Source organism: Neorhizobium sp. BT27B (assembly GCF_050455485.1).
Lineage (GTDB): Bacteria > Pseudomonadota > Alphaproteobacteria > Rhizobiales > Rhizobiaceae > Neorhizobium.
This window is the reverse complement of sequence record NZ_JBCIYT010000006.1, coordinates 134,553-154,985: the sequence shown is the minus strand read 5'-3', so window position 1 is coordinate 154,985 and position 20,433 is coordinate 134,553. Positions and strand designations below refer to the sequence as shown.

Annotated in this window: 17 protein-coding genes and 1 tRNA gene; 7 read left to right on the top strand and 11 right to left on the bottom strand. The window is 59.4% G+C overall.

All coding sequences use genetic code 11. The features are described from left to right. Nucleotides 1-43: 43 nt before the first annotated feature. A complete protein-coding gene (gene upp, locus AAIH70_RS17445) occupies nucleotides 44-673 on the top strand; it encodes a uracil phosphoribosyltransferase (RefSeq protein WP_132276212.1) in 630 nt (209 codons plus the stop codon). Nucleotides 674-793: 120 nt separating this feature from the next. Beyond that, on the top strand, nucleotides 794-1,312 hold the full coding sequence (locus AAIH70_RS17440) for a TIGR02281 family clan AA aspartic protease (protein ID WP_430035001.1): 519 nt from the start codon (nucleotides 794-796) through the stop codon (nucleotides 1,310-1,312). Here AAIH70_RS17440 and deoA read toward each other — a convergent pair whose 3' ends face one another. From deoA to AAIH70_RS17395, 9 genes are all read right to left on the bottom strand, one after another. Further along, nucleotides 1,313-2,623, bottom strand: coding sequence for a thymidine phosphorylase (deoA, locus tag AAIH70_RS17435; protein WP_132276208.1), 1,311 nt, complete (start codon nucleotides 2,621-2,623; stop codon nucleotides 1,313-1,315). Nucleotides 2,624-2,629: 6 nt separating this feature from the next. Continuing rightward, the gene (deoC, locus tag AAIH70_RS17430; RefSeq protein ID WP_430035132.1) at nucleotides 2,630-3,400 is read right to left on the bottom strand and encodes a deoxyribose-phosphate aldolase; all 771 of its coding nucleotides are present in this window, start codon (nucleotides 3,398-3,400) and stop codon (nucleotides 2,630-2,632) included. A 138-nt stretch (nucleotides 3,401-3,538) separates the two neighbouring features. Then, nucleotides 3,539-4,336 carry a purine-nucleoside phosphorylase gene (locus AAIH70_RS17425; protein WP_132276204.1) on the bottom strand — a complete coding sequence of 266 codons (798 nt, stop codon included), beginning with the start codon at nucleotides 4,334-4,336 and terminating at the stop codon, nucleotides 3,539-3,541. Between the two features lie 13 nt (nucleotides 4,337-4,349). Next, the gene (locus AAIH70_RS17420) at nucleotides 4,350-4,742 is read right to left on the bottom strand and encodes a cytidine deaminase (protein WP_132276202.1); all 393 of its coding nucleotides are present in this window, start codon (nucleotides 4,740-4,742) and stop codon (nucleotides 4,350-4,352) included. Nucleotide 4,743: 1 nt separating this feature from the next. Beyond that, complete coding sequence (locus tag AAIH70_RS17415; RefSeq protein WP_132276200.1) at nucleotides 4,744-5,715, bottom strand: ABC transporter permease; 972 nt, start codon at nucleotides 5,713-5,715, stop codon at nucleotides 4,744-4,746. A 4-nt stretch (nucleotides 5,716-5,719) separates the two neighbouring features. Beyond that, the gene (locus AAIH70_RS17410) at nucleotides 5,720-6,838 is read right to left on the bottom strand and encodes an ABC transporter permease (protein ID WP_132276198.1); all 1,119 of its coding nucleotides are present in this window, start codon (nucleotides 6,836-6,838) and stop codon (nucleotides 5,720-5,722) included. Nucleotides 6,839-6,845: 7 nt separating this feature from the next. Continuing rightward, entirely contained in the window at nucleotides 6,846-8,357 is a 1,512-nt protein-coding gene (locus tag AAIH70_RS17405; protein WP_165932055.1) for an ABC transporter ATP-binding protein, read from the bottom strand. 85 nt (nucleotides 8,358-8,442) lie between these two features. Next, complete coding sequence (locus AAIH70_RS17400) at nucleotides 8,443-9,435, bottom strand: BMP family lipoprotein (RefSeq protein WP_132276194.1); 993 nt, start codon at nucleotides 9,433-9,435, stop codon at nucleotides 8,443-8,445. Nucleotides 9,436-9,660: 225 nt separating this feature from the next. Next, nucleotides 9,661-9,978 carry a hypothetical protein gene (locus AAIH70_RS17395; RefSeq protein ID WP_132276192.1) on the bottom strand — a complete coding sequence of 106 codons (318 nt, stop codon included), beginning with the start codon at nucleotides 9,976-9,978 and terminating at the stop codon, nucleotides 9,661-9,663. A 183-nt stretch (nucleotides 9,979-10,161) separates the two neighbouring features. On the opposite strand from AAIH70_RS17395, the gene AAIH70_RS17390 reads away from it, so the two are divergent. Then, nucleotides 10,162-10,251 (top strand) — tRNA-Ser (locus tag AAIH70_RS17390). A 105-nt stretch (nucleotides 10,252-10,356) separates the two neighbouring features. On the opposite strand, the gene AAIH70_RS17385 is transcribed toward AAIH70_RS17390, so the two are convergent. Continuing rightward, a complete protein-coding gene (locus AAIH70_RS17385; protein ID WP_132276190.1) occupies nucleotides 10,357-10,617 on the bottom strand; it encodes a hypothetical protein in 261 nt (86 codons plus the stop codon). 181 nt (nucleotides 10,618-10,798) lie between these two features. After that, on the bottom strand, nucleotides 10,799-11,053 hold the full coding sequence (locus AAIH70_RS17380) for a DUF6074 family protein (RefSeq protein WP_132276188.1): 255 nt from the start codon (nucleotides 11,051-11,053) through the stop codon (nucleotides 10,799-10,801). A 243-nt stretch (nucleotides 11,054-11,296) separates the two neighbouring features. Between AAIH70_RS17380 and AAIH70_RS17375 the strand changes: the two genes are divergently transcribed. From AAIH70_RS17375 to glgB, 4 genes are all read left to right on the top strand, one after another. Continuing rightward, on the top strand, nucleotides 11,297-11,518 hold the full coding sequence (locus tag AAIH70_RS17375) for a DUF982 domain-containing protein (protein WP_132276186.1): 222 nt from the start codon (nucleotides 11,297-11,299) through the stop codon (nucleotides 11,516-11,518). 98 nt (nucleotides 11,519-11,616) lie between these two features. Beyond that, nucleotides 11,617-14,859, top strand: a complete 3,243-nt coding sequence (locus tag AAIH70_RS17370) for an alpha-1,4-glucan--maltose-1-phosphate maltosyltransferase (protein ID WP_132276184.1) — start codon at nucleotides 11,617-11,619, stop codon at nucleotides 14,857-14,859. 53 nt (nucleotides 14,860-14,912) lie between these two features. Further along, entirely contained in the window at nucleotides 14,913-18,221 is a 3,309-nt protein-coding gene (gene treS, locus AAIH70_RS17365) for a maltose alpha-D-glucosyltransferase (protein ID WP_132276813.1), read from the top strand. Further along, entirely contained in the window at nucleotides 18,218-20,425 is a 2,208-nt protein-coding gene (glgB, locus tag AAIH70_RS17360; protein WP_132276182.1) for a 1,4-alpha-glucan branching protein GlgB, read from the top strand. The genes treS and glgB overlap by 4 nt, the downstream gene beginning before the upstream one ends. The last annotated feature ends 8 nt before the right edge of the window (nucleotides 20,426-20,433 follow it).

Genomic DNA, 20,433 nt, shown 5'->3' with positions numbered 1-20,433 from the left:
ATGACAAAAGGGGCAAACACCAACATCCCCGGAAGGCATTCCCATGAACGGCGTCTCCGTCATTGACCATCCGCTCGTCCAGCACAAGCTCACCATCATGCGCAAGAAGGACACTTCAACGGCCGGTTTCCGCCGGTTGCTGCGCGAAATTTCCATGCTTCTGTGTTACGAGGTCACCCGCGATCTGGAACTGACGCTCGAGACCATCGAGACGCCGATCACAGAGATGCAGGCGCCGATCGTCGAAGGCAAGAAACTGGTCTTCGTTTCGATCCTGCGCGCCGGCAATGGCCTGCTCGAAGGCATGCTCGAACTCGTTCCCTCGGCGCGCGTCTCACATATCGGTCTTTATCGCGACCACGACACGCTGCAGCCGGTCGAGTATTATTTCAAGGCGCCTGATGGTCTGGACGAACGTCTGATGATCGTCGTTGATCCGATGCTGGCCACCGGCAATTCGGCAATTGCCGCGATCCAGAAACTCAAGGAACGCGGTGCCACGAACATCCGCTTCCTCTGCCTACTGGCCGCACCTGAAGGCATCAGGAACTTTCAGGAAGCGCATCCGGACGTGAAGATCTACACGGCATCGATCGACAGCCATCTCAATGAAAAGGGCTATATCGTACCGGGTCTCGGCGATGCCGGCGACCGTATGTACGGCACCAAATAAGCGGTCAGCGTTTCTTAACCGCATTCCAAGATTGGCGGCTTCCGGATCTTTTCGGGGGCCGCTTTTTTATTGTTTTCCGCGCTATGGTGACGACTGGATTTAATCGCTCCAGAGATAAACATGCTGCTGCGCACCGCCATTTTCGCTTCCGTCGCCATTGTGGCTGCAACGCAGGTTCCGCGTTTTTTCAGTCCGTCGCAGCAATCTCCGAGCACGCCAGCCGAGCAAAAGGTCACACAGCCCAAGGTTCAGAAAGCCGCACTGCCTCAGGGTCGCGTCAACCTGAAGGCGGATGGACGCGGTCATTTTCTCGGTAACTTCCAGATGAACGGCAAATCCATCGAAGGGCTTGTCGATACCGGTGCCTCGACAATCGCTGTCAATGAAAGCACTGCGCGCCAGCTCGGCTTCACGGCAAACGGACTCGATTTTCGCTACAAGGCAAGCACCGCCAACGGCATGACCGAGGCGGCGCGCATCATGATCGATCGCGTCGAGATCGGCACGGTTCGCGTGCGAAACGTGGAAGCAATGGTATTGCGCGACAAGGCATTGAGCGGCACGCTGGTCGGCATGAGTTTTCTGACCAAGCTCCGATCCTATCAGGTCCAGAATGGCAGCCTGACGCTGGTGCAGTGATCAGTCGATCCGGGTGAGCACTGGCGGTGTTATGGCTGGCGCGTCATCGGTGATGGTAAAGAGCCGCGTTACATCGGCGACAACACGCGCGGCCTCATCTTCAGTCGCGGCATGCACGACCGCGATCGGTTCACCTTTTGTGACCTTGGTGCCAAGGGGCAGAAAACCATCGAGACCGACACGGTGATCGATGGCATCGGATGCACGGCGGCGCCCTCCCCCCAGTTCCACAACCGCCATACCGAGGGCGCGCGTTTCGCAGGCGGCGAGATAACCGTCACGCGGAGCAGGCACGGCGACCGTCACAGGTGCAGCAGTGAGATATTTTCGCGGCTGCTCTACAAAATCCACCGGGCCGCCCAGCGCATGTACCATGCGGCCAAAGGTTTCCGCAGCATTGCCGCTTGCAAGCGCAGATCGCGCAGTTTGCAGACCTTCGGAGAGGCTTTTTGTAACACCGGCCTGGACCAGCATTTCCGCCGCAAAGGCCAGCACGACCGTTTCCAGCCGTGACCCAGCCTTGGCGCCCGCCAGAAAATCGATGCAGTTGACGATTTCCAGCGCGTTTCCGGCAGCATCGGCGAGAGGCTGGTTCATGTCGGTGATCAGCGCCAACGTTTTCACGCCCGCGCCATTGGCAACATCCACCAGCGAGCGTGCCAGAATTTCGGCATCTGCCAGGTTGCTCATGAAGGCGCCGTTGCCGACCTTTACGTCCATCACCAGCGTCTGAAGACCTGCCGCGAGCTTCTTCGACAGGATCGAGGCGGTGATCAGCGGAACGGATTCGACCGTGGCGGTGACGTCGCGAATGGCATAAAGGCGCCGGTCGGCCGGTGCCAGATCCGATGTCTGGCCGATGATGGCGCAGCCGACTTGATCCACCGTCCGGCGAAACAGCGCTTCGTCGGGCATGATGTTGTAGCCGGGGATCGCTTCCAGCTTGTCGAGCGTGCCGCCCGTATGGCCAAGGCCACGGCCGGAAATCATCGGCACGGCCAGGCCGCAAGCAGCAACGATGGGCGCCAGCATCAGCGAAACATTGTCGCCGACGCCGCCGGTCGAGTGCTTGTCGGCGATCGGGCGGGTGATATCATGCCAGGAAAGCACATCGCCGCTGTCACGCATGGCAAGGGTCATCGCAATGGTCTCTTCCCGCGTCATGCCGCGGAAATAGACCGCCATGGCGAAGGCAGCCACCTGACCTTCGGAGATACGCTCCTCGCTCATGGCACGGATGAACGCGGCGATCTCGTCGCCTGACAGCGCCTCACCATCCCGTTTGCGGCGGATGACTTCCTGCGGGATCATGGCTGATCAGTAACCACCGGATGCGCGAGCAGTGCTATTGCCGGACAGGACCGCCAGAATGTCGTCCAGCAGGCTGGAGGCGCCGAAGCGGAAAGTGGATGGCATGATCCAGTTCGCGCCCATGATGGTTTCAGCAGAACGCAGGTAAAGATCGGCATCGGCAACCGTGCCGACACCGCCAGCCGGCTTGAAACCGACACGTTTTTTGGAATCACGGATGACCTGCAGCATGATGTCGGCCGCCTCAAGCGTGGCATTCACGGCGACCTTGCCGGTCGATGTCTTGATGAAATCCGCACCGGCTTCGATGGCCAGTTCCGAAGCGCGTCGGATCAGCGCGCGATCCTTCAACTCACCGGTTTCGATAATGACCTTCAGGCAAGAATTCGGGGAGGCGGCGCGTACCGCAGAAACCATGGTGGTGACGGCCGTTTCATCGCCAGCGATGAAAGCGCGATACGGAATGACCAGATCGATCTCATCCGCGCCATCGGCCACGGCCTGTTCGGTTTCCTTGACGACTTCGGTTACCGGCAGATCGCCGGATGGAAAGTTCACCACGGTGGCGATGCGCACGGCATGGCCCTCGCCCAGAATACCACGGGCATGGGCGACGAAACGCGGCCAGATGCAGATGGCAGCGCTATGGCCATAAGGCGTTTGCGCGCGCAGGCACAGGTTTTCGATAGCGGCATTATCGCAATCGTCACGCAGGTTGGTCAGGTCGAGAAGCGAAAGGGCAAAAGACGCCGCCTCGCGTGGGCTCATCAGCTCCATGGGAAAACTCCGGAGTTTGAGGGCGGAAATCTGCTTGGACGTCATATTTACCATCCAATCAGCAACTGGCAACCCGGCCGTGGCGACGCAGCAGAAATCTCGGATCAAGCATTTGAAATCAATAAACTATCCGGATCATCAATCCGGCTGGCGAAACATCTCCGACAGGATCGTCGCCAGCCTTGCACCGCCGATCGGGGCCATATCCTTGGTTTCGTCATGGCTGAGCTCGGCACCGGTCATGCCGGCCGCAAAATTGGTAACGACCGAAGCAGCGGCAACCTTGAGGCCGAAATAACGGGCCAGAATGACTTCCGGCACCGTCGACATGCCGACAGCATCCGCGCCCAGAACACGCGCCATACGGATTTCCGCCGGTGTTTCAAAGCTCGGCCCGGAAAACCACATGTAGACACCGGAAAACAATTGCACACCGCTGCGGATCGCAGCGTTGCGCATGGCCGTTGCCAGTTCCGCGTCATAGGCATTGGTCAGCCCGACAAAACGCCGATCGCTTGCCTCGCCGATCAGCGGGTTCATGCCGGAATAGTTGATGTGGTCGGTGATCTGCATGACCGAACCGGGCGGCATGTCCTCGCGCACCGAGCCTGCCGAATTGGTGAGGATCAGCGACTGCACGCCAAGACCGGCAAGGATTTCGATCGGCGCACGCATGGCGTTGGCATCGCCGTGTTCGTAATAATGGGTGCGGCCGGACAGCATGATGACCGGTTCGCGGCCGAGATAACCGGCCACAAGTTCACCCGCATGGCCGCTCACGCCACCCTTCGGGAAACCTTCCAGCTCCGCATAAGGGATGCGAACCGGATCGGTGACCTCGTTGACGATGGGGCCAAGCCCCGAACCAAGCACGATGGCGTGCCGTGGCACGAGACCATCAAGCCGTTCAACGAGAAGATCGATGACTGCCGTCATGCCCTGCTCCTGCTTAACCGAGAATGTCGGTCTTGAAGGAGAAAGGCAGAAGCTCCTCCATCGTCATGGTCTTCTGCACGCCCTGCTCGTCGCAGAGATAGACGCGGGTCTCCGGACCGGCAAACTCGGCGATCTTCTGACGGCAACCACCGCAGGGCGGGCAAAGCGCCAGCTTTTCGGCAATCACGGCGATCTCGCTGATGCGGCTTCCGCCGCCCATGATCATCGCGCCGATTGCTGTCGGCTCCGCACACCAGCCTTGGGGAAAGGACAGATTCTCGATATTCGCGCCGACAAAGATCTTTCCGTCATCGGTGCGGATGGCCGCACCAACGGGGAATTTCGAATAGGGCGCGTAAGCGCGGCCCATGGCTTCGCGGGCGGCTTCGAACAGATCATGCGCCATATCAACGCTCCTTCACATAAGGCACGCCACCGGCCTTGGGCGGATGGGCGATGCCGATGAAACCGGCCAGCAGAATGCAGGTGAGAACATAGGGCAGCGCCTGAAAGATCTGCACAGGCACCTCGCCGATCATCGGGATAGACTTGCCCTGCATGAAGTTTGCAACCGCATCGAGAAAACCGAACAGAAGGCAGGCAAACATCACCGGCACCGGCTTCCACTTGGCGAAAATCAGCGCGGCAAGCGCGATATAGCCCTTGCCGGCGGACATGTTGTTGATGAAGGCTGCCGATTGGGCGATCGCCAGATAGGCGCCGGCAAAGCCGCCGAGAACGCCGGTGACCAGAAGTGCGCGGTAGCGAAGCCATGCAACGGAGATACCGGCCGTATCGACAGCCGCCGGGTTTTCACCAACAGCACGAAGGCGCAGGCCGAAACGGGTGCGATAAAGGATCCACCAGGACAAGGGCACCGCGGCAAATGCCAGATAGGTGAGAATGTTGTTGCCGGAGATGACGTTGGCATAAAGCGGCCCGATAACCGGTACTTCTCGCATGAAATCCACGCCCGGCAGGATGATCGGCGCGAAACGCGCGTCGCCCGTGAGGCCGGGCGTACGGCCGCCCTGACTGAACCATGCCTGGCCGAGCACGATGGTCAGACCCGCGGCGATGAAATTCAGCGCCACGCCGGAGACGATCTGGTTGCCACGATTGGTGATCGAGGCAAAACCGTGGATGAGCGAAAAGACGATCGAAATGCCGATACCACCGAGCAGACCAATCCAGGCACTGCCGCTGAGATAGGCGAGACAGGCGGCCGCGAAGGCGGCAGCCAGCATCTTGCCTTCAAGACCGATATCGAAAATGCCTGCACGTTCTGAAAACAGACCGGCAAGTGCGGTAAAGATCAGCGGGATCGACAGACGAATGGTGGATCCGAGGATGCTGACAAAGATGTCGAAATAATCCATGGGTTCACTTCCCCCCCGATTTCTGGCCCGCAAACTGCTGGTAGATCCGCACCATGGCCGGGCGGAGCATATATTCGAGCGCGCCGGCAAACAGGATGACGAGACCCTGAATGACGACAATCATTTCACGGGTGATATTGGGCATTTCAAATGAGAGATCGGCGCCGCCCTGATAGAGAATGCCGAACAGCAGGGCCGAAAAGATGATGCCGAGCGGATGGCTGCGACCCATCAGTGACACGGCGATGCCGACGAAACCGGCACCGGCCACGAACTCCACCTGCAGGCGGGCAGACGCCCCCATGACCGGATTGAGCGCCATCATGCCGGCAAGACCACCCGAAATCAGCATGGCGATGATGACCGTGCGCGAATAGGGAATACCAGCATAAACGGCCGCCGACGGCGAGATGCCGAGCGTGCGCATCTCATATCCCAGCTTGCTGCGCCAGATCAGCAACCAGACGAGGAAACACATCACCAGCGCGATGATGAAGGAAACATTGAAAGGTGCCGGACCGAGCTTCATGCCGAACAAGGCCATCAGCCAGTCCAGCTTCGGCAACTGTCCGCCGGGGAGAAAGGTGCGGGTTTCCGGCGCCATCTTGCCCGGCACGATGAAGACGTTGACCAGCAGGTAAACCATCAGCGCAGCGGCAATGAAATTGAACATGATGGTGGTGATGACCACGTGGCTGCCGCGTTTGGCCTGCAGCCATGCCGGAATGAAGGCCCAGCCGGCACCGAACAGGGCAGCGCCAATGACCGCGAACGGCATCGTCACATACCACGGCACGTAATGATCGAGCGCCAGCGCCACGAGGGCAGCACCAAGACCGCCGACATAGGCCTGACCTTCCGAGCCGATGTTGAACAGACCGGCATGGAAAGCGACAGCGACGGACAGGCCGGTGAAGATGAAGCTCGTCGTATAGAACAGGGTGAAGCCGATCGCTTCACCACGCCCAAGCGCACCTTCGATCAGCAGCCTGAGCGCCTGAAACGGGTTTTCGCCGATCGACCAGACGACAAGGCCGGAAATGAAAAAAGCGAGCAGCAGGTTCAGCAGCGGCAGAACGCCGTAGGTGATCCAGTTTGGGAGCGGGACGGACGCTGTACTCATAGGTTCCTCATGCCGCGATGCCGGCCATCATCAGGCCAAGCGCCTGCTCGCCGGCATCCGGCGTCTTTTCACCAACCACCTTGCCGGCGAACATCACGATGATGCGATCCGACAGGGACCTGATTTCGTCGAGTTCGACCGATACCAGCAGCACGGCCTTTTGCGCATCGCGCATCTCGACGATACGGCGATGAATAAATTCGATGGCGCCGATATCGACGCCACGGGTCGGCTGGCCGATGATCAGCATTTTAGGATCGCGCTCGATTTCACGGGCAACGACGATCTTCTGCTGGTTACCACCGGAAAAATTGGCGGTCTTCAGCCGCGGGTTCGGCGGGCGGATATCATATTTGGCGATCTTTTCCTCGGCATCCTTGCGGATGGCATCGAGATCGAGAAGCGCGCCACGGCCGTAACGCGGCTCGCGGTGATAACCGAGCACCGAGTTCTCGTATTCCTCGAACTTGAGGACGAGACCCATATGGTGGCGATCTTCCGGGATATGCGCGAGACCGATCTGACGCAGACGGGCCGGATCGAGGCCGGCAACCGGCTGGCCATCGATGAGGATTTCACCGGAGGTTGGCTTGCGGATGCCGGCAATCGCTTCCAGCAGTTCCGACTGGCCATTGCCTGCCACACCGGCGATCCCAAGAATTTCGCCCTCACGGACATCGAATGACACGTCGTCGACCATGGTGACGCCGCGGCTGTCCTTGACCGTCAGGTTTTTCACCGACAGCAGCACTTTGCCGGGCTGGGCTTCGCCCTTTTCGACGCGCAGCAGAACACGACGGCCTACCATCAGCTCGGCCAGTTCCTCGACGGTGGTTTCCGCCGTCTTGCGGGTGGCGACCATTTCACCGCGACGCATGACCGATACCTCGTCGGTGATCGCCATGATCTCGCGCAGCTTGTGGGTGATGAGCAGGATGGTCTTGCCCTGGTCGCGCAGCACCTTGAGGATGCGGAACAGGTGATCGGCCTCGGCCGGCGTCAACACGCCGGTCGGCTCGTCGAGAATGAGGATTTCGGCGCCACGATAGAGCGCCTTCAGAATTTCGACACGCTGCTGCTTGCCGACCGGCAGTTCCTCGATGACGGCATCAGGATCGACGTCGAGCCCGTATTCGGTCTCCAGACGCTTCAATTCCTTGCGCGCACCGGCAACACCCTTGGCCAGCAATTGACCGCCTTCGGCGCCAAGCATGACGTTTTCCAGCACGGTGAAATTTTCCACCAGCATGAAATGCTGATGCACCATGCCAATGCCGGAAGAGATGGCCGTCTGGCTGTCGCGGATCGTCACCGGCTTGCCGTCGATGCGGATCTCGCCGCGGTCGGCCTGATAAAAACCGTAGAGGATCGACATCAGGGTCGACTTGCCGGCCCCGTTTTCGCCGATAATGCCGTGGATCGAGCCCTTGGCGACGGTCAGGTTGATATTCTTGTTGGCGTGTACAGCACCGAAACTCTTGTCGATGCCCGCCAGTTCGATCGCGGGGTGCGGGGTCAAACGCAGCCTCTCCTTGCGAATTCTTGGCAAATTCGGGATACGATTTGGGCGCATGACGTCTCCGCCATGCGCCCCATCAATCAGATTAGAGCGGGCACTTGTTGTCCGTCATGTAGTCGTGCACCTTGACGGTGCCGGCAATGATGTCGGCAGTCGCCTTGTCGGCAGCAGCCTTCATTTCGGGCGTGATCAGCGCCTTGTTGTTGTCGTCGACCGCGTAAACGACGCCACCGTCCTTGATGCCGTTCGCCTGAACGCCGGGCGTGAACTTGTCGGCGGCCAGATCCTTGTAGGCGTTGTAAACGGCAAGATCGACGCGCTTGACCATCGAGGTCAGGACAGAGCCGGGATGAACGTGGTTCTGGTTCGAATCGACGCCGATCGACAGCTTCTTGTTGTCGGCAGCCGTCTGCAGAACGCCGAGACCGGATGCACCGGCTGCCGCGTAGACAACGTCGGCGCCCTGGTCGATCTGGTTCTTGGTGAGTTCGCCGGCGCGAACCGGGTCATTCCATGCGGCACCGGTCGTGCCGACCATGTTCTGGAAGACCTGCATGTCGGACTTCACCGACTTGGCGCCCTGGGCGTAACCGCAGCCGAACTTGCGGATCAGCGGAATATCCATGCCGCCAACGAAACCGACCTTGCCGGTCTTGGAAGCCATGCCCGCCAGCAGGCCAACGAGGTAGGAGCCTTCGGCTTCGTTATAAACGACCGAGCGAACGTTCGGCAGATCAACGACGGAATCGACGATCACGAACTTGGTGTCAGGGTATTCGGCGGCAACCTTTTCCATGGCCGATGTCCAGGCGAAGGAGACGGCGACGACCGGACTAAAACCCTTGCTGGCGAAGTTGCGGATCGCCTGCTCGCCCTGCGTATCGCTGGTCGGTTCGAAATCGCGATATTCGGTGCCGGTTTCCTTCTTGTACATTTCAGCGCCGGCATAGGCAGCTTCATTGAAGGATTTGTCGAACTTGCCGCCCGTGCCGTAAACCAGAGCCGGCTTGATCTCGGCAGCAAGAGCAGTGCTCGACAGCATGGCCGTCGCAATAAGGGTGAGAAGGGTTTTCGTCATCGTGCGCCCTGTTTTCTTAAATTTGACTTTTTGGTTCCCCCCGCAAGTCCGGCCGAAAAATCTGGCGAACATTCTGCGGCACCGGTGCCTTTCTTTGGGCTTGCGGCGACTTATCCTTGCATGCCCGCAGCGAAATTTCACGGAAAATTTTTCAACTGGTCAAAATCTGACACACGTTTTTTAATCAGCAGCAATATCGCGCAAAAAATCTGCCGGCCTGCCGCCTCAGGCAGCAAAACGCCCGAACGGCTTCGGGCGCCGATAGCCGATGATCCACAGGATCAGGGCCAGGACCAGAAAAACCGCACATGCCGGCTGCGCCAGCAGGAAGGATGCGCCCTGCTGCCAGGCTTCTGGATGAATATAACGCTCGACCGCATCTTCCGCCGCAACCAGTGTTCCGGGACTGACGGCGATCCACAAATCCCCCAGACTTGCCAGTGCCACCGACGACGTTGCCACCGACTGGATGGAATCCAGCGTGCCCGAGCCGATTGCGGCCGCCAAAGCGATCAGACTGAGAAAATGAAAGACAAGAGACATGGCGGCCGAAGCGATTGAGAAACTGTGCAAATCCTAGCGTAACGGGCGGCTGGCGGCTTGGCAACGGACATGAGTTTTACAAAGCGTCATCCAACCGTCAGATTTCGGTTGATCCTAAAAAAATCATTGGTATATATCGCGCCGACCGCTGCTTCGGAGACATCCCCAGCAGCCCTTTCTTAAGGACAGGTGGCCGAGTGGTTTAAGGCGCACGCCTGGAACGCGTGTGTGCGTGAAAGCGTACCGTGGGTTCGAATCCCACCCTGTCCGCCATCCCCTTTCCAGAATTATTCCGCTCCGTCATGCCTCATCGCAGTCAACGACAGACGCGTGCGCAAGGGTGACCAATCTTCCCGTCGGCTTTCGAAAAGCTATCGTTCAGGCGTAAAAATCGTCTTCGTCGGTGCGTGAGGAAAAATAGGCCAGCAGGAAAACCGGCAGGGCTACACACAAAATGAGCCAGGTCACGATACGTGACACCAGCGGCTGCGTGCTTTTTGCACCAACCGATTCGGCAGGCGTCGGTCTGATGCTGACCTTGTTGCGGAGAAGCAGATCCGTCAGTTGCCGATCATCCTCGGCCCTTGTGCCATCGGCATCAGGCTGAGATGCGGGCTTTGCTCTGCTGAGATCACGCATGTGTCGCTCCAGACAGGCGATTGGTCGTAATTTAATGATTATTTACGCTAATTGTTAAAAGTTAACAATTCAAAAGCGGCACTTTATGCGCTGTCCGCCCGCGTTCGGCACGGGCGGTCGTCGGGAAAATCACCGTTGGCCTTATGTTACTGAAGCGAAAAAGCCAGCGGCAGAACGGGCATCAACCCCAAGCACCAGCCTCTTCCTGTTCCGCGAAAGCAGCCTGCAATTCCATCTGTACGGCATTCATGAACAGTGCCGCCTGATGCGAGATTTCCGCATCCGTTACACCCTGTGCTTTCAGACGAGCGGCAAAGCCCGCCATTTCCTGACGCCAGAAGCGGTTGGCTTCCTCCCCATGCAGATCTGTCAGGGTTTCGCTGCAACGGCGGATATCGGCCATACGGCGGTCGGCGGGAAATTGAACGAGGGTCATGCGGTCTCCACTCAACGCGGGCGAATCGCCCAGGAACTTCCGCCAGCATCGACGCGAGTCCTTCACAAATATTGAACAGCAGCCCTCGCCTGCCTCGATCGCGACAATTTTAACGAATTTCGCGGGAAACAAATCACGTCGACGCTCGTTAGACCTGCAACGTGAAGTTTGGTGAACCCCTGACCTGCGCCCCAAGGCGGTTGTCTCGGGAACACCAATTTTCTGTTTTGGAGGAGGAATGCCATGCAGAAACCTGTCTGGAACAGCGCGGTTACCGTTGGCATCGTGCAGATATCCGGCCCGTTCGAGGCCTTGTCCTTCCTCGATCATGATTGGCCGCGGCAAAAGGGTCCACGTTTCGTCGATGCCCGGCATGCCTGTCTGGCAGCGCTCGATGAGCGTGCCGATCCGGAGGACGCCAAAACGCTGTTTGCCGAAGCGCTGGAGGAAGCGCATCTGCATTGATGGGCAATGCCCTCTAGGACGATTTCGCATGCCGATAAGCGACGGTCCTCGTGGGATCGACGCGCTACGCCAACACCGTAGACACGTCAGGATTTGCCATGAACGTCTATTCCCGTTTCACCGAAACCGCGCCGGATCTGAAGCCCGCGCGTATCTATTACGTGCACCCCCTGCTCCTGCGGGGCATTTCAGCATGGCGTGAGGTTTTCGAACATGCCCGCTCCCTCGGTTTCGACAGTGTTCTGACGGCACCGCTGTTTCGCCGCGCAGAAGGCGCAAGCGTCTTCGTTACCGATGATTATGAGCGCGTCGACCGCCAACTGGATCTCGGAGATGGCATCGATGATGCGATCGGAAAGCTGGCCCGTGCAGCACGCGACAACGGCTTGTCGCTGATGATGGACATAGTGCCGGGGCGGCCGCGGGATGCCGAACGGGCGGAGACGTCTGCAACCGATCCACGCCAATCGCCTTTTCTTCGCGGAACTCGAAGGCTGACCATTGCCGGCGGTGACGATAGCTTTGTTTCCGGCTGGCAAAAGCGGCTTATCCACTTGAGTGAACTGGGGCTTTCCGGTTTTCGCTGCCTGGAGTTGGAAACCTTGTCGCCGGATGCCTGGCGGTCGGTGATCTCGAGTGTAAAACGCGCCAAGGCAAATCTGCGTTTTATGGCCTGGACGCCGGGAACAGCCTTCGAGACACGCCGTGCGCTCACTGACGTTGGGTTCGATGGGAGCTTCTCTTCGCTGGCATGGTGGAACCTTCAGGAGGGCTGGTTTGCAGAGGAACACGAGGCGCAAAGCGGCATCGGTCGCGAGATCGCCTTTCCCGAAGCTCCCTTTTCCAAGCGTGTGGCGCATGGCACCGAAAGCGCCGAAATATTGGAACGCCGTGCCGAACGTGCGTTGAAATTGGCAGCTTCCCTCGGCGGTGGACTGATGGTGCCGATGGGTTTCGAATATGGCGCAGTCACGCCACTCGACCCGACCCATGGCACTGGCGGCGGCCTGCGCATCCTGCGCGATCGCCCGACATTCGATCTTTCCGGCTCGATCCGCGCGGCAAATGACGCAGTGGCGAGCGCAGATGATTTCGAACGACAGCCGATTGGATTGATTGCCAGCAGCCATTCTCCGGCAGCAGCCATCGTCCGAGGCGACCGCGGCGATCTGCGCATCTCCGACAGCGTTCGCGTGATCCTCTTCAACCGCGATCTGCGCCGCAGTGCGACGCCTCCTTTGCATGCCATCAACGAGGCAGCCTCCGCATTTCTGCCGCTGACGGACGTCTCCGATCGTGGTGAAACGTTGACCGACGACCTCAGGCTTCTGCCCGGCGAGCTTCGAATTTTCGAAGGCCGCGTTTCCGATCCCATCATCCCGACGGCAGCGGTGGAGCCGGTGGCAAAAGCCGCCTTGTCGCCTCGGCTGGCAATCGAGAAGGTCACACCTTCCGTCGATGACGGGCGTTTCGTGGTCAAACGCGTGGTCGGCGAAACGGTGATCGTCGAGGCCGATGTGTTTGGGGATGGCCATGACCCGCTATCTGCGGCGCTGCTGTGGCGCACCGCCGATAGTAACGAGTGGAACGAAGTGCCGATGGCGCTGGTGCTGAACGATCGCTGGCGCGCCGAATTTCCACTCAAGCGCATGGGCCGGCACGAATATGCGATCGAGGCCTGGCGCAATCCGTTCCAGATCTTTCGCTATGAGTTCACCAAGAAGCACGAGGCCCGGCTGGATCTGCGGCTGGAAATCCAGGAGGGCATCAATCTGGTGCTCGACGCTTTCGACAATGCCTCCGGTGATTTGAAAACAGAGCTGAAAGTCTTGTTCGACCGTCTGACGGAAGAACAGGACGAACAGCGCATCAAGACCCTGCTCGACCCCGGCACCGCGGAATTGATGGCGGAAGCCGACCAGAAACCGCATCGTGTTCGCTCAAAAATCATCCCGGTTGATGCCGAGCGCACCGCCGCCGCCTTTGCTAGCTGGTACCAGATTTTTCCGCGCTCGCAGAGCGGCGATCCGAACCGTCACGGTACGTTCGATGACGTGATCGCCCGTTTGCCGGCGATCCGCGCCATGGGCTTTGACGTTCTCTATTTCCCACCGATCCACCCGATCGGCTCGACCAACCGCAAGGGCAAGAACAACACGCTGACACCCGGCCCGGATGATCCCGGCAGCCCTTATGCGATCGGCTCGGCAGACGGCGGCCATGATGCCATCCATCCGCAGCTCGGCACGTTCGATGACTTTGACCGGCTGGTGGATGCGGCGGCAGAGCATGGGTTGGAACTGGCGCTCGACCTCGCCATTCAGGCTTCTCCCGATCATCCATGGCTGACAGACCATCCCGGCTGGTTCGACTGGCGGCCGGACGGCACGATCCGTTACGCCGAAAACCCGCCGAAGAAATACGAGGACATCGTCAACGTCGATTTCTACGCCGGCGAAGCCGTGCCGTCTCTTTGGACGGAACTGCGCGACGTGGTGCAGACATGGGTCGATCACGGCGTCAAACTGTTTCGCGTAGACAACCCGCACACCAAACCGTTTCCGTTCTGGGAATGGCTGATCGCCGATATCCGTTCACGCCACCCGGATGTCGTCTTCCTCTCGGAAGCCTTCACCAAGCCGAAAGTGATGTACCGGCTGGCCAAGGTCGGCTTCTCGCAATCCTACACCTATTTCACCTGGCGTAACGCCAAGTGGGAACTCGAAGAATACATGCGCGAGATCACCACGGAAGCGCCCAGGGATTTCTTCCGTCCGCATTTCTTCGTCAACACCCACGACATCAACCCGGATTTTCTGCAGAACGCGCCGCGTCCGGCCTATCTGATCCGCGCAGCGCTTGCGGCAACGCTGTCCGGCCTCTGGGGCGTCTATAACGGTTTCGAGCTGTGCGAAGGCCGACCGGATGCCAAGCGCAAGGAATATGCGGATTCGGAGAAATACGAGATCCGCGCCTGGGATTATGACCGCCCCGGCAATATCAAACCCGAGATCACGCTGCTAAATCGAATACGCCGCGAAAATCCGGCGCTGCATTCACATCTCGGCCTGCAGCTTTTAGGCGCCCATAACGACAACATCCTGTTCTTCGAAAAATCGAGCCAGGGGCATGAAAATGTCGTGCTGGTGGCCATCAGCCTCGATCCGCACCACGCGCAGGAAGCCGATATCGAGATCCCGCTCTGGACGTTTTCTCGGCCGGACCACGGCACGCTCGACATGGAAGATCTGATCACCGGCCAGTCTTTTGGCTGGACCGGCAAATGGCAGCACATCCGTCTGGAACCTGACCGCCCATTCGCCATCTGGCGGGTGCGATAGACCGGGACGATGGGAGGAGAAAAACAATGGATATCTCACGCACGCAGGCGAAAATGAAAAACGAAACACAGCCGGAAGCCGAAGCCGTGTCGTCGGATCCCTTGTGGTACAAGGACGCCGTCATCTACCAGCTGCACATCAAATCCTTCTTTGATGGCAATGGTGATGGCATCGGCGATTTTCCCGGCCTGCATGAAAAGCTCGACCATATCGCCTCGCTCGGTGTGACGGCGATCTGGCTCCTGCCCTTCTTCCCCTCGCCGCGCCGCGACGACGGTTACGACATTGCCGATTACAGCAGTGTCAGCCCCGACTACGGCACGATGGAGGATTTTCGCAGCTTTGTGGATGCCGCCCATGAGCGTGGCATCAAGGTGATCATCGAGCTGGTCATCAACCACACATCCGACCAGCATCCCTGGTTCCAGCGTGCCCGCAATGCGCCGGCCGGTTCGCCGGAGCGTGATTTTTACGTGTGGTCCGACAGCGACCAGAAATTTCCGGAAACCCGGATCATTTTCATCGATACGGAAAAATCCAACTGGACATGGGACCCGGTTGCGGGCGCCTATTACTGGCACCGCTTCTATTCCCATCAGCCGGATCTCAATTTCGACAACCCGGAAGTGATGAAGGAACTGCTGGTGATCATGCGGTTCTGGCTGGAAACCGGCATAGACGGTTTCCGGCTCGATGCCATTCCCTACCTGATCGAGCGGGAAGGCACCAACAACGAGAACCTGCCGGAAACCCACGATATCCTGAAGCGCATCCGTGCCGCACTCGACGAAAGCCATCCCGGCAAAATGCTGCTGGCTGAGGCTAACCAGTGGCCAGAGGATACGCGCGACTATTTTGGCGATGGCGACGAATGCAACATGGCGTTCCACTTTCCGCTGATGCCGCGCATGTATATGGCGATTGCCAAGGAAGACCGGTTTCCGATCACCGACATCATGCGGCAGACACCGGAAATTCCGGAAAACTGCCAATGGGCGATCTTTCTCAGAAACCACGACGAACTGACGCTGGAAATGGTGACCGACGAGGAGCGCGACTACCTCTGGAACACTTATGCCGCCGATCGTCGCGCCCGCATCAATCTCGGCATTCGCCGACGCTTGGCACCGCTGATGGAGCGAGACCGCCGCCGCGTCGAGCTGATGAACGGGTTGCTTCTGTCCATGCCTGGCACGCCTGTTCTCTATTACGGCGACGAGATCGGCATGGGCGACAATATCTATCTTGGCGACCGCGATGGCGTGCGCACGCCGATGCAATGGTCGCCCGACCGCAATGGCGGGTTTTCCAAGGCCGACCCGGCCAGGCTGGTCCTGCCGCCGATCATGGACCCGCTTTACGGTTACGAGGCACTGAATGTTGAAGCGCAGGGGGCGGACGCGCATTCGCTTCTGAACTGGACGCGACGCATGCTGGCCTTGCGCAACAAGCACCCGGCATTTGGGCGTGGTTCACAGCGCTTTCTATCGCCGGGCAACCGAAAGATCCTCGCTTATCTGCGCGAATATCAGGGCGAGACGATCCTCTGCGTCTTCAACCTTTCTCGGCTGCCACAGGCTGTGGAACTCGACCTTGCGGAATTTAACGGCCGAGTGCCGATCGAACTGTCCGGCATGTCGCCCTTCCCACCGATCGGCCAGCTGACCTATCTGCTGACATTGCAGCCCTACGGTTTCTTCTGGTTCCAGCTGGCGCCGGAATCCGATGGGCCGGTCTGGCGCACGCAGCCGCCGGAGCAGATGCAGGACATGGTCACCATGGTGGTGCGCCGTGACCTGCAGGAACTGATCGATTCCCCGCGACTAGCCGGCACGCTGTCGAAGGACGTTCTGCCGTCCTATCTCGGCAAACGCCGCTGGTTCGGTGCCAAGGGCGCGGTCCTGAATTCCGCGCAACTGGTAACGGCAACACCGGTTGCCTATGCCGACAATATCGTGCTCGGCGAGCTGGAAGTGGATCTGAACGGCAAAAAGGATACCTACCTCCTGCCGCTTGCCGTTGCCTGGGATGATGCCCAACCCTCGGCTTTGGCGCATCAGTTGGCGCTTGCCCGCATCCGACAGGGTCGCCGGGTTGGTTTCCTGACCGACGGTTTTGCCGCAGAAGGTCTGGGGCGTGGCGTGATCCGCGGCCTGTGTGAGCGTGCAACCATATCCGGCCGCACCGGAACCCTGGAATTTGTCGGTACCGACAAGCTCGACAGCATGACATTTGCAGAAGACCTGCCGATCCACTGGCTTTCGGCGGAACAATCGAACAGTTCTCTGATCCTTGGCGATCTCGCCATGCTGAAACTGATCCGCCATGTCTTTCCGGGCATCCACCCGGAAGTGGAGATGACGCGTTATCTCACCAATGTCGGTTACGCCAATACGGCGCAATTGCTGGGTGAAGTGGCGCGTATCGACCCGGAAGGCAACCGCTTCACGCTGATCATCGTTCAGAGCGCAATCCGCAATCAGGGCGATGCCTGGAACTGGATGCTCTCCAATCTGCGCCGTGTTATCGATCAGGTCGTGGTGACCGGGCTTGATGGCGAAGGCGCCGATGAGCAGTTCCAGCCGCTGGTCGATTTTGTTGCGACCGTGGGCAAACGTCTCGGCGAGTTGCATGTGGCGCTGGCCCAGCCCACCGATGATGGAGACTTCAAGCCGGTGACCGCCAGCAAAAAGGACATGGCCCGCTGGCGCGACGCCACAATCAAGCAGATCAGCGACAGTCTCGACATTCTTGAGGCCGGCCTGGACGATTTCGAGAGCGAGATTGCGATCGAAGTCTCCGATCTGTCCAAACGCCGCAAGGAATTGCTGAAGCTGACCGGCGAACTGGCGGAAGCGATTGACGGCACGCTGATGACCCGCAATCACGGCGATTTCCATCTCGGCCAGATACTGGTCGCCGAAAGCGATGCTTACATCATCGACTTCGAGGGCGAACCGACCCGCGACCTCGAGGAACGTCGCGCCAAGAGCAACCCGTTGCGCGATGTTGCCGGTTTCCTGCGATCGCTGAGCTATCTCGGTGCATCGGCTGATCTCGACCGCGAGATCGTCAGCGAAGTGGATGATGCCCGCCATGGCGAGCTGATCGGCCGGTTCATGGAGATGGCGGAACCCGCCTTCATGCGTGCCTATCTGACGGCAGTGGATGGGTCGAACGAATTACGCATGCCGCAGACGCAGCGTGAAAAGATCCTCGACCTCTTCCTGTTGGAAAAGGCAGCATACGAAATCGCTTACGAAGTTCGCAGCCGGCCGCATTGGCTGCCGCTGCCGCTGGCCGGATTTTCGGCCATCGCCAACCGGCTCCTCACAACATCCCGCGCGGAGAAGACCCGATGAGATATGAGCGTACCGACCTGATCATCGGCACTGTTACGGAGGGTCTGAACGCTCTCGTCGATGGTCGACATGGTGATCCGTTTTCCATTCTCGGCCGTCACCAGTATGGCGAACTGACCGTGGTGCGGGCGCTGTTGCCCGGCGCGGTCTCGGTGGAAGTGATAGAGCGCGATAGCGGCCGCATCCTCGCCAGTCTCGACAACATTCATGCCGGTGGCCTGTTTGCCGGCGTGGTCGGCTCGACGGCACCTTATCTCCTGCGCATCCAGTGGCCGGATGCGGTGCAGGAAACCGAAGATCCATATTGTTTCGGCCCGCTGCTGGGCGATCTCGACCTGCACCTGATTGCGCAAGGCACGCATTACGATCTCGGCCGCACGCTCGGTGCCATCCCGATGGAAATCGATGGGACAGCCGGCGTGCGTTTCGCCGTTTGGGCACCAAATGCAAGACGCGTTTCGGTGGTCGGCGATTTCAATGCCTGGGACGGCCGCCGCCACCCGATGCGGCAACGCCCGCAGGCCGGCGTCTGGGAATTGTTCGTGCCACGCCTGACGCAGGGCGAGCGCTACAAGTTCGAAATCATCGATGCGCATGGCACTGTGCTGGCCCAGAAGGCAGACCCCGTTGCACGCGCCTCTGAAGCAGCCCCTTCGACCGCTTCCGTCGTCTCCTCGTCACGTCCCTTCCCATGGACGGATCAGGAGTGGATGAGCCGCCACGATGCCCGCGCCGGCGAAGGTGCGATGTCGGTTTATGAAGTGCATCTGGGCTCATGGCTGCGGATCGCCGAAGAAGGCAATCGCTCGCTCGATTGGGTGGAACTCAGCCAGCGGCTGGTGCCTTACGTCAAAAGCCTCGGCTTTACCCATATCGAGATGTTGCCGATCATGGAGCATCCGTTTGGCGGCTCTTGGGGTTACCAGCCGCTTGGCCTGTTTGCCCCGACCGGACGTTACGGCACACCGGAGGATTTTGCCTACTTCATCGATCGCTGCCATGCATCCGGCATTGGCGTGATCCTCGACTGGGTGCCGGCGCATTTCCCCACCGATGCCTGGGGGCTGGCGCGTTTTGACGGTACTGCGCTCTACGAACACGAAGACCCGCGCGAAGGTTTTCACAAGGACTGGAATACGCTGATCTACAATCTCGGTCGCAACGAGGTGAAAGGTTTTCTCATCGCCTCGGCGCTGGAATGGCTGGAACATTTCCATATCGATGCCCTGCGCGTCGATGCCGTCGCCTCGATGCTCTACCGCGATTACAGCCGCAACGAGGGCGAATGGATCCCCAACCAGTATGGCGGGCGTGAGAACTGGGAGGCGGTCGAGTTCTTCAAACACCTCAACAGCATCATCCACGAACGTTGCCCGCATGCTTTCACCGTGGCGGAAGAATCAACCGCATGGCCGGATGTGACCAAGTCACCGGAAGAAGGCGGCCTGGGTTTCGATTTCAAATGGAACATGGGCTGGATGCACGACACGCTGCATTACATGAAGGACGATCCGGTCTACCGCAAATACCACCACGGCATGCTCACCTTCGGCATGATCTACGCCTATTCGGAGCGCTTCATGCTGCCGCTTTCGCATGATGAAGTGGTGCATGGCAAAGGTTCGCTTTTCGGCAAGATGCCGGGTGATCATTGGCAGAAGCTTGCCAATCTGCGCGCCTATTTCGGGTTCATGTGGGCGCATCCCGGCAAAAAACTGCTGTTCATGGGATGCGAGATCGCTCAGGAAAGCGAATGGAACCACGACGGTTCGGTAGTCTGGGATCTGCTCGACCGACCAGACCATGCCGGCATGCAGCGGCTGATCGGCGATCTCAACCGGCTTTATTCGGCCGAACCGGCATTGCAGTTCGGCGATCTCGATCCTGCCGGTTTTGAATGGGCGGTGTCTGACGATGCGGAAAGCTCCGTGCTCGCCATGCTGCGCAAATCGCGTGACGGCGCATCCATCGTGCTGGCAGTGTCCAACCTGACACCGCTGCCACGCCATGGCTATCGGATCGGCGTACCGATGGAGGGCCGCTGGGCAGAAGTGCTTAATACGGATGCCGCCGTTTATGGCGGGTCCGACCTCGGCAATCTCGAAGCTTGGACAGATCAGGAAACGTCACACGGGCGCGCCCAGTCCATCGCGCTCACGCTGCCGCCGCTGTCTACGATCTATCTGAAATGGTCAGCAAGCTGAGGCGGGCA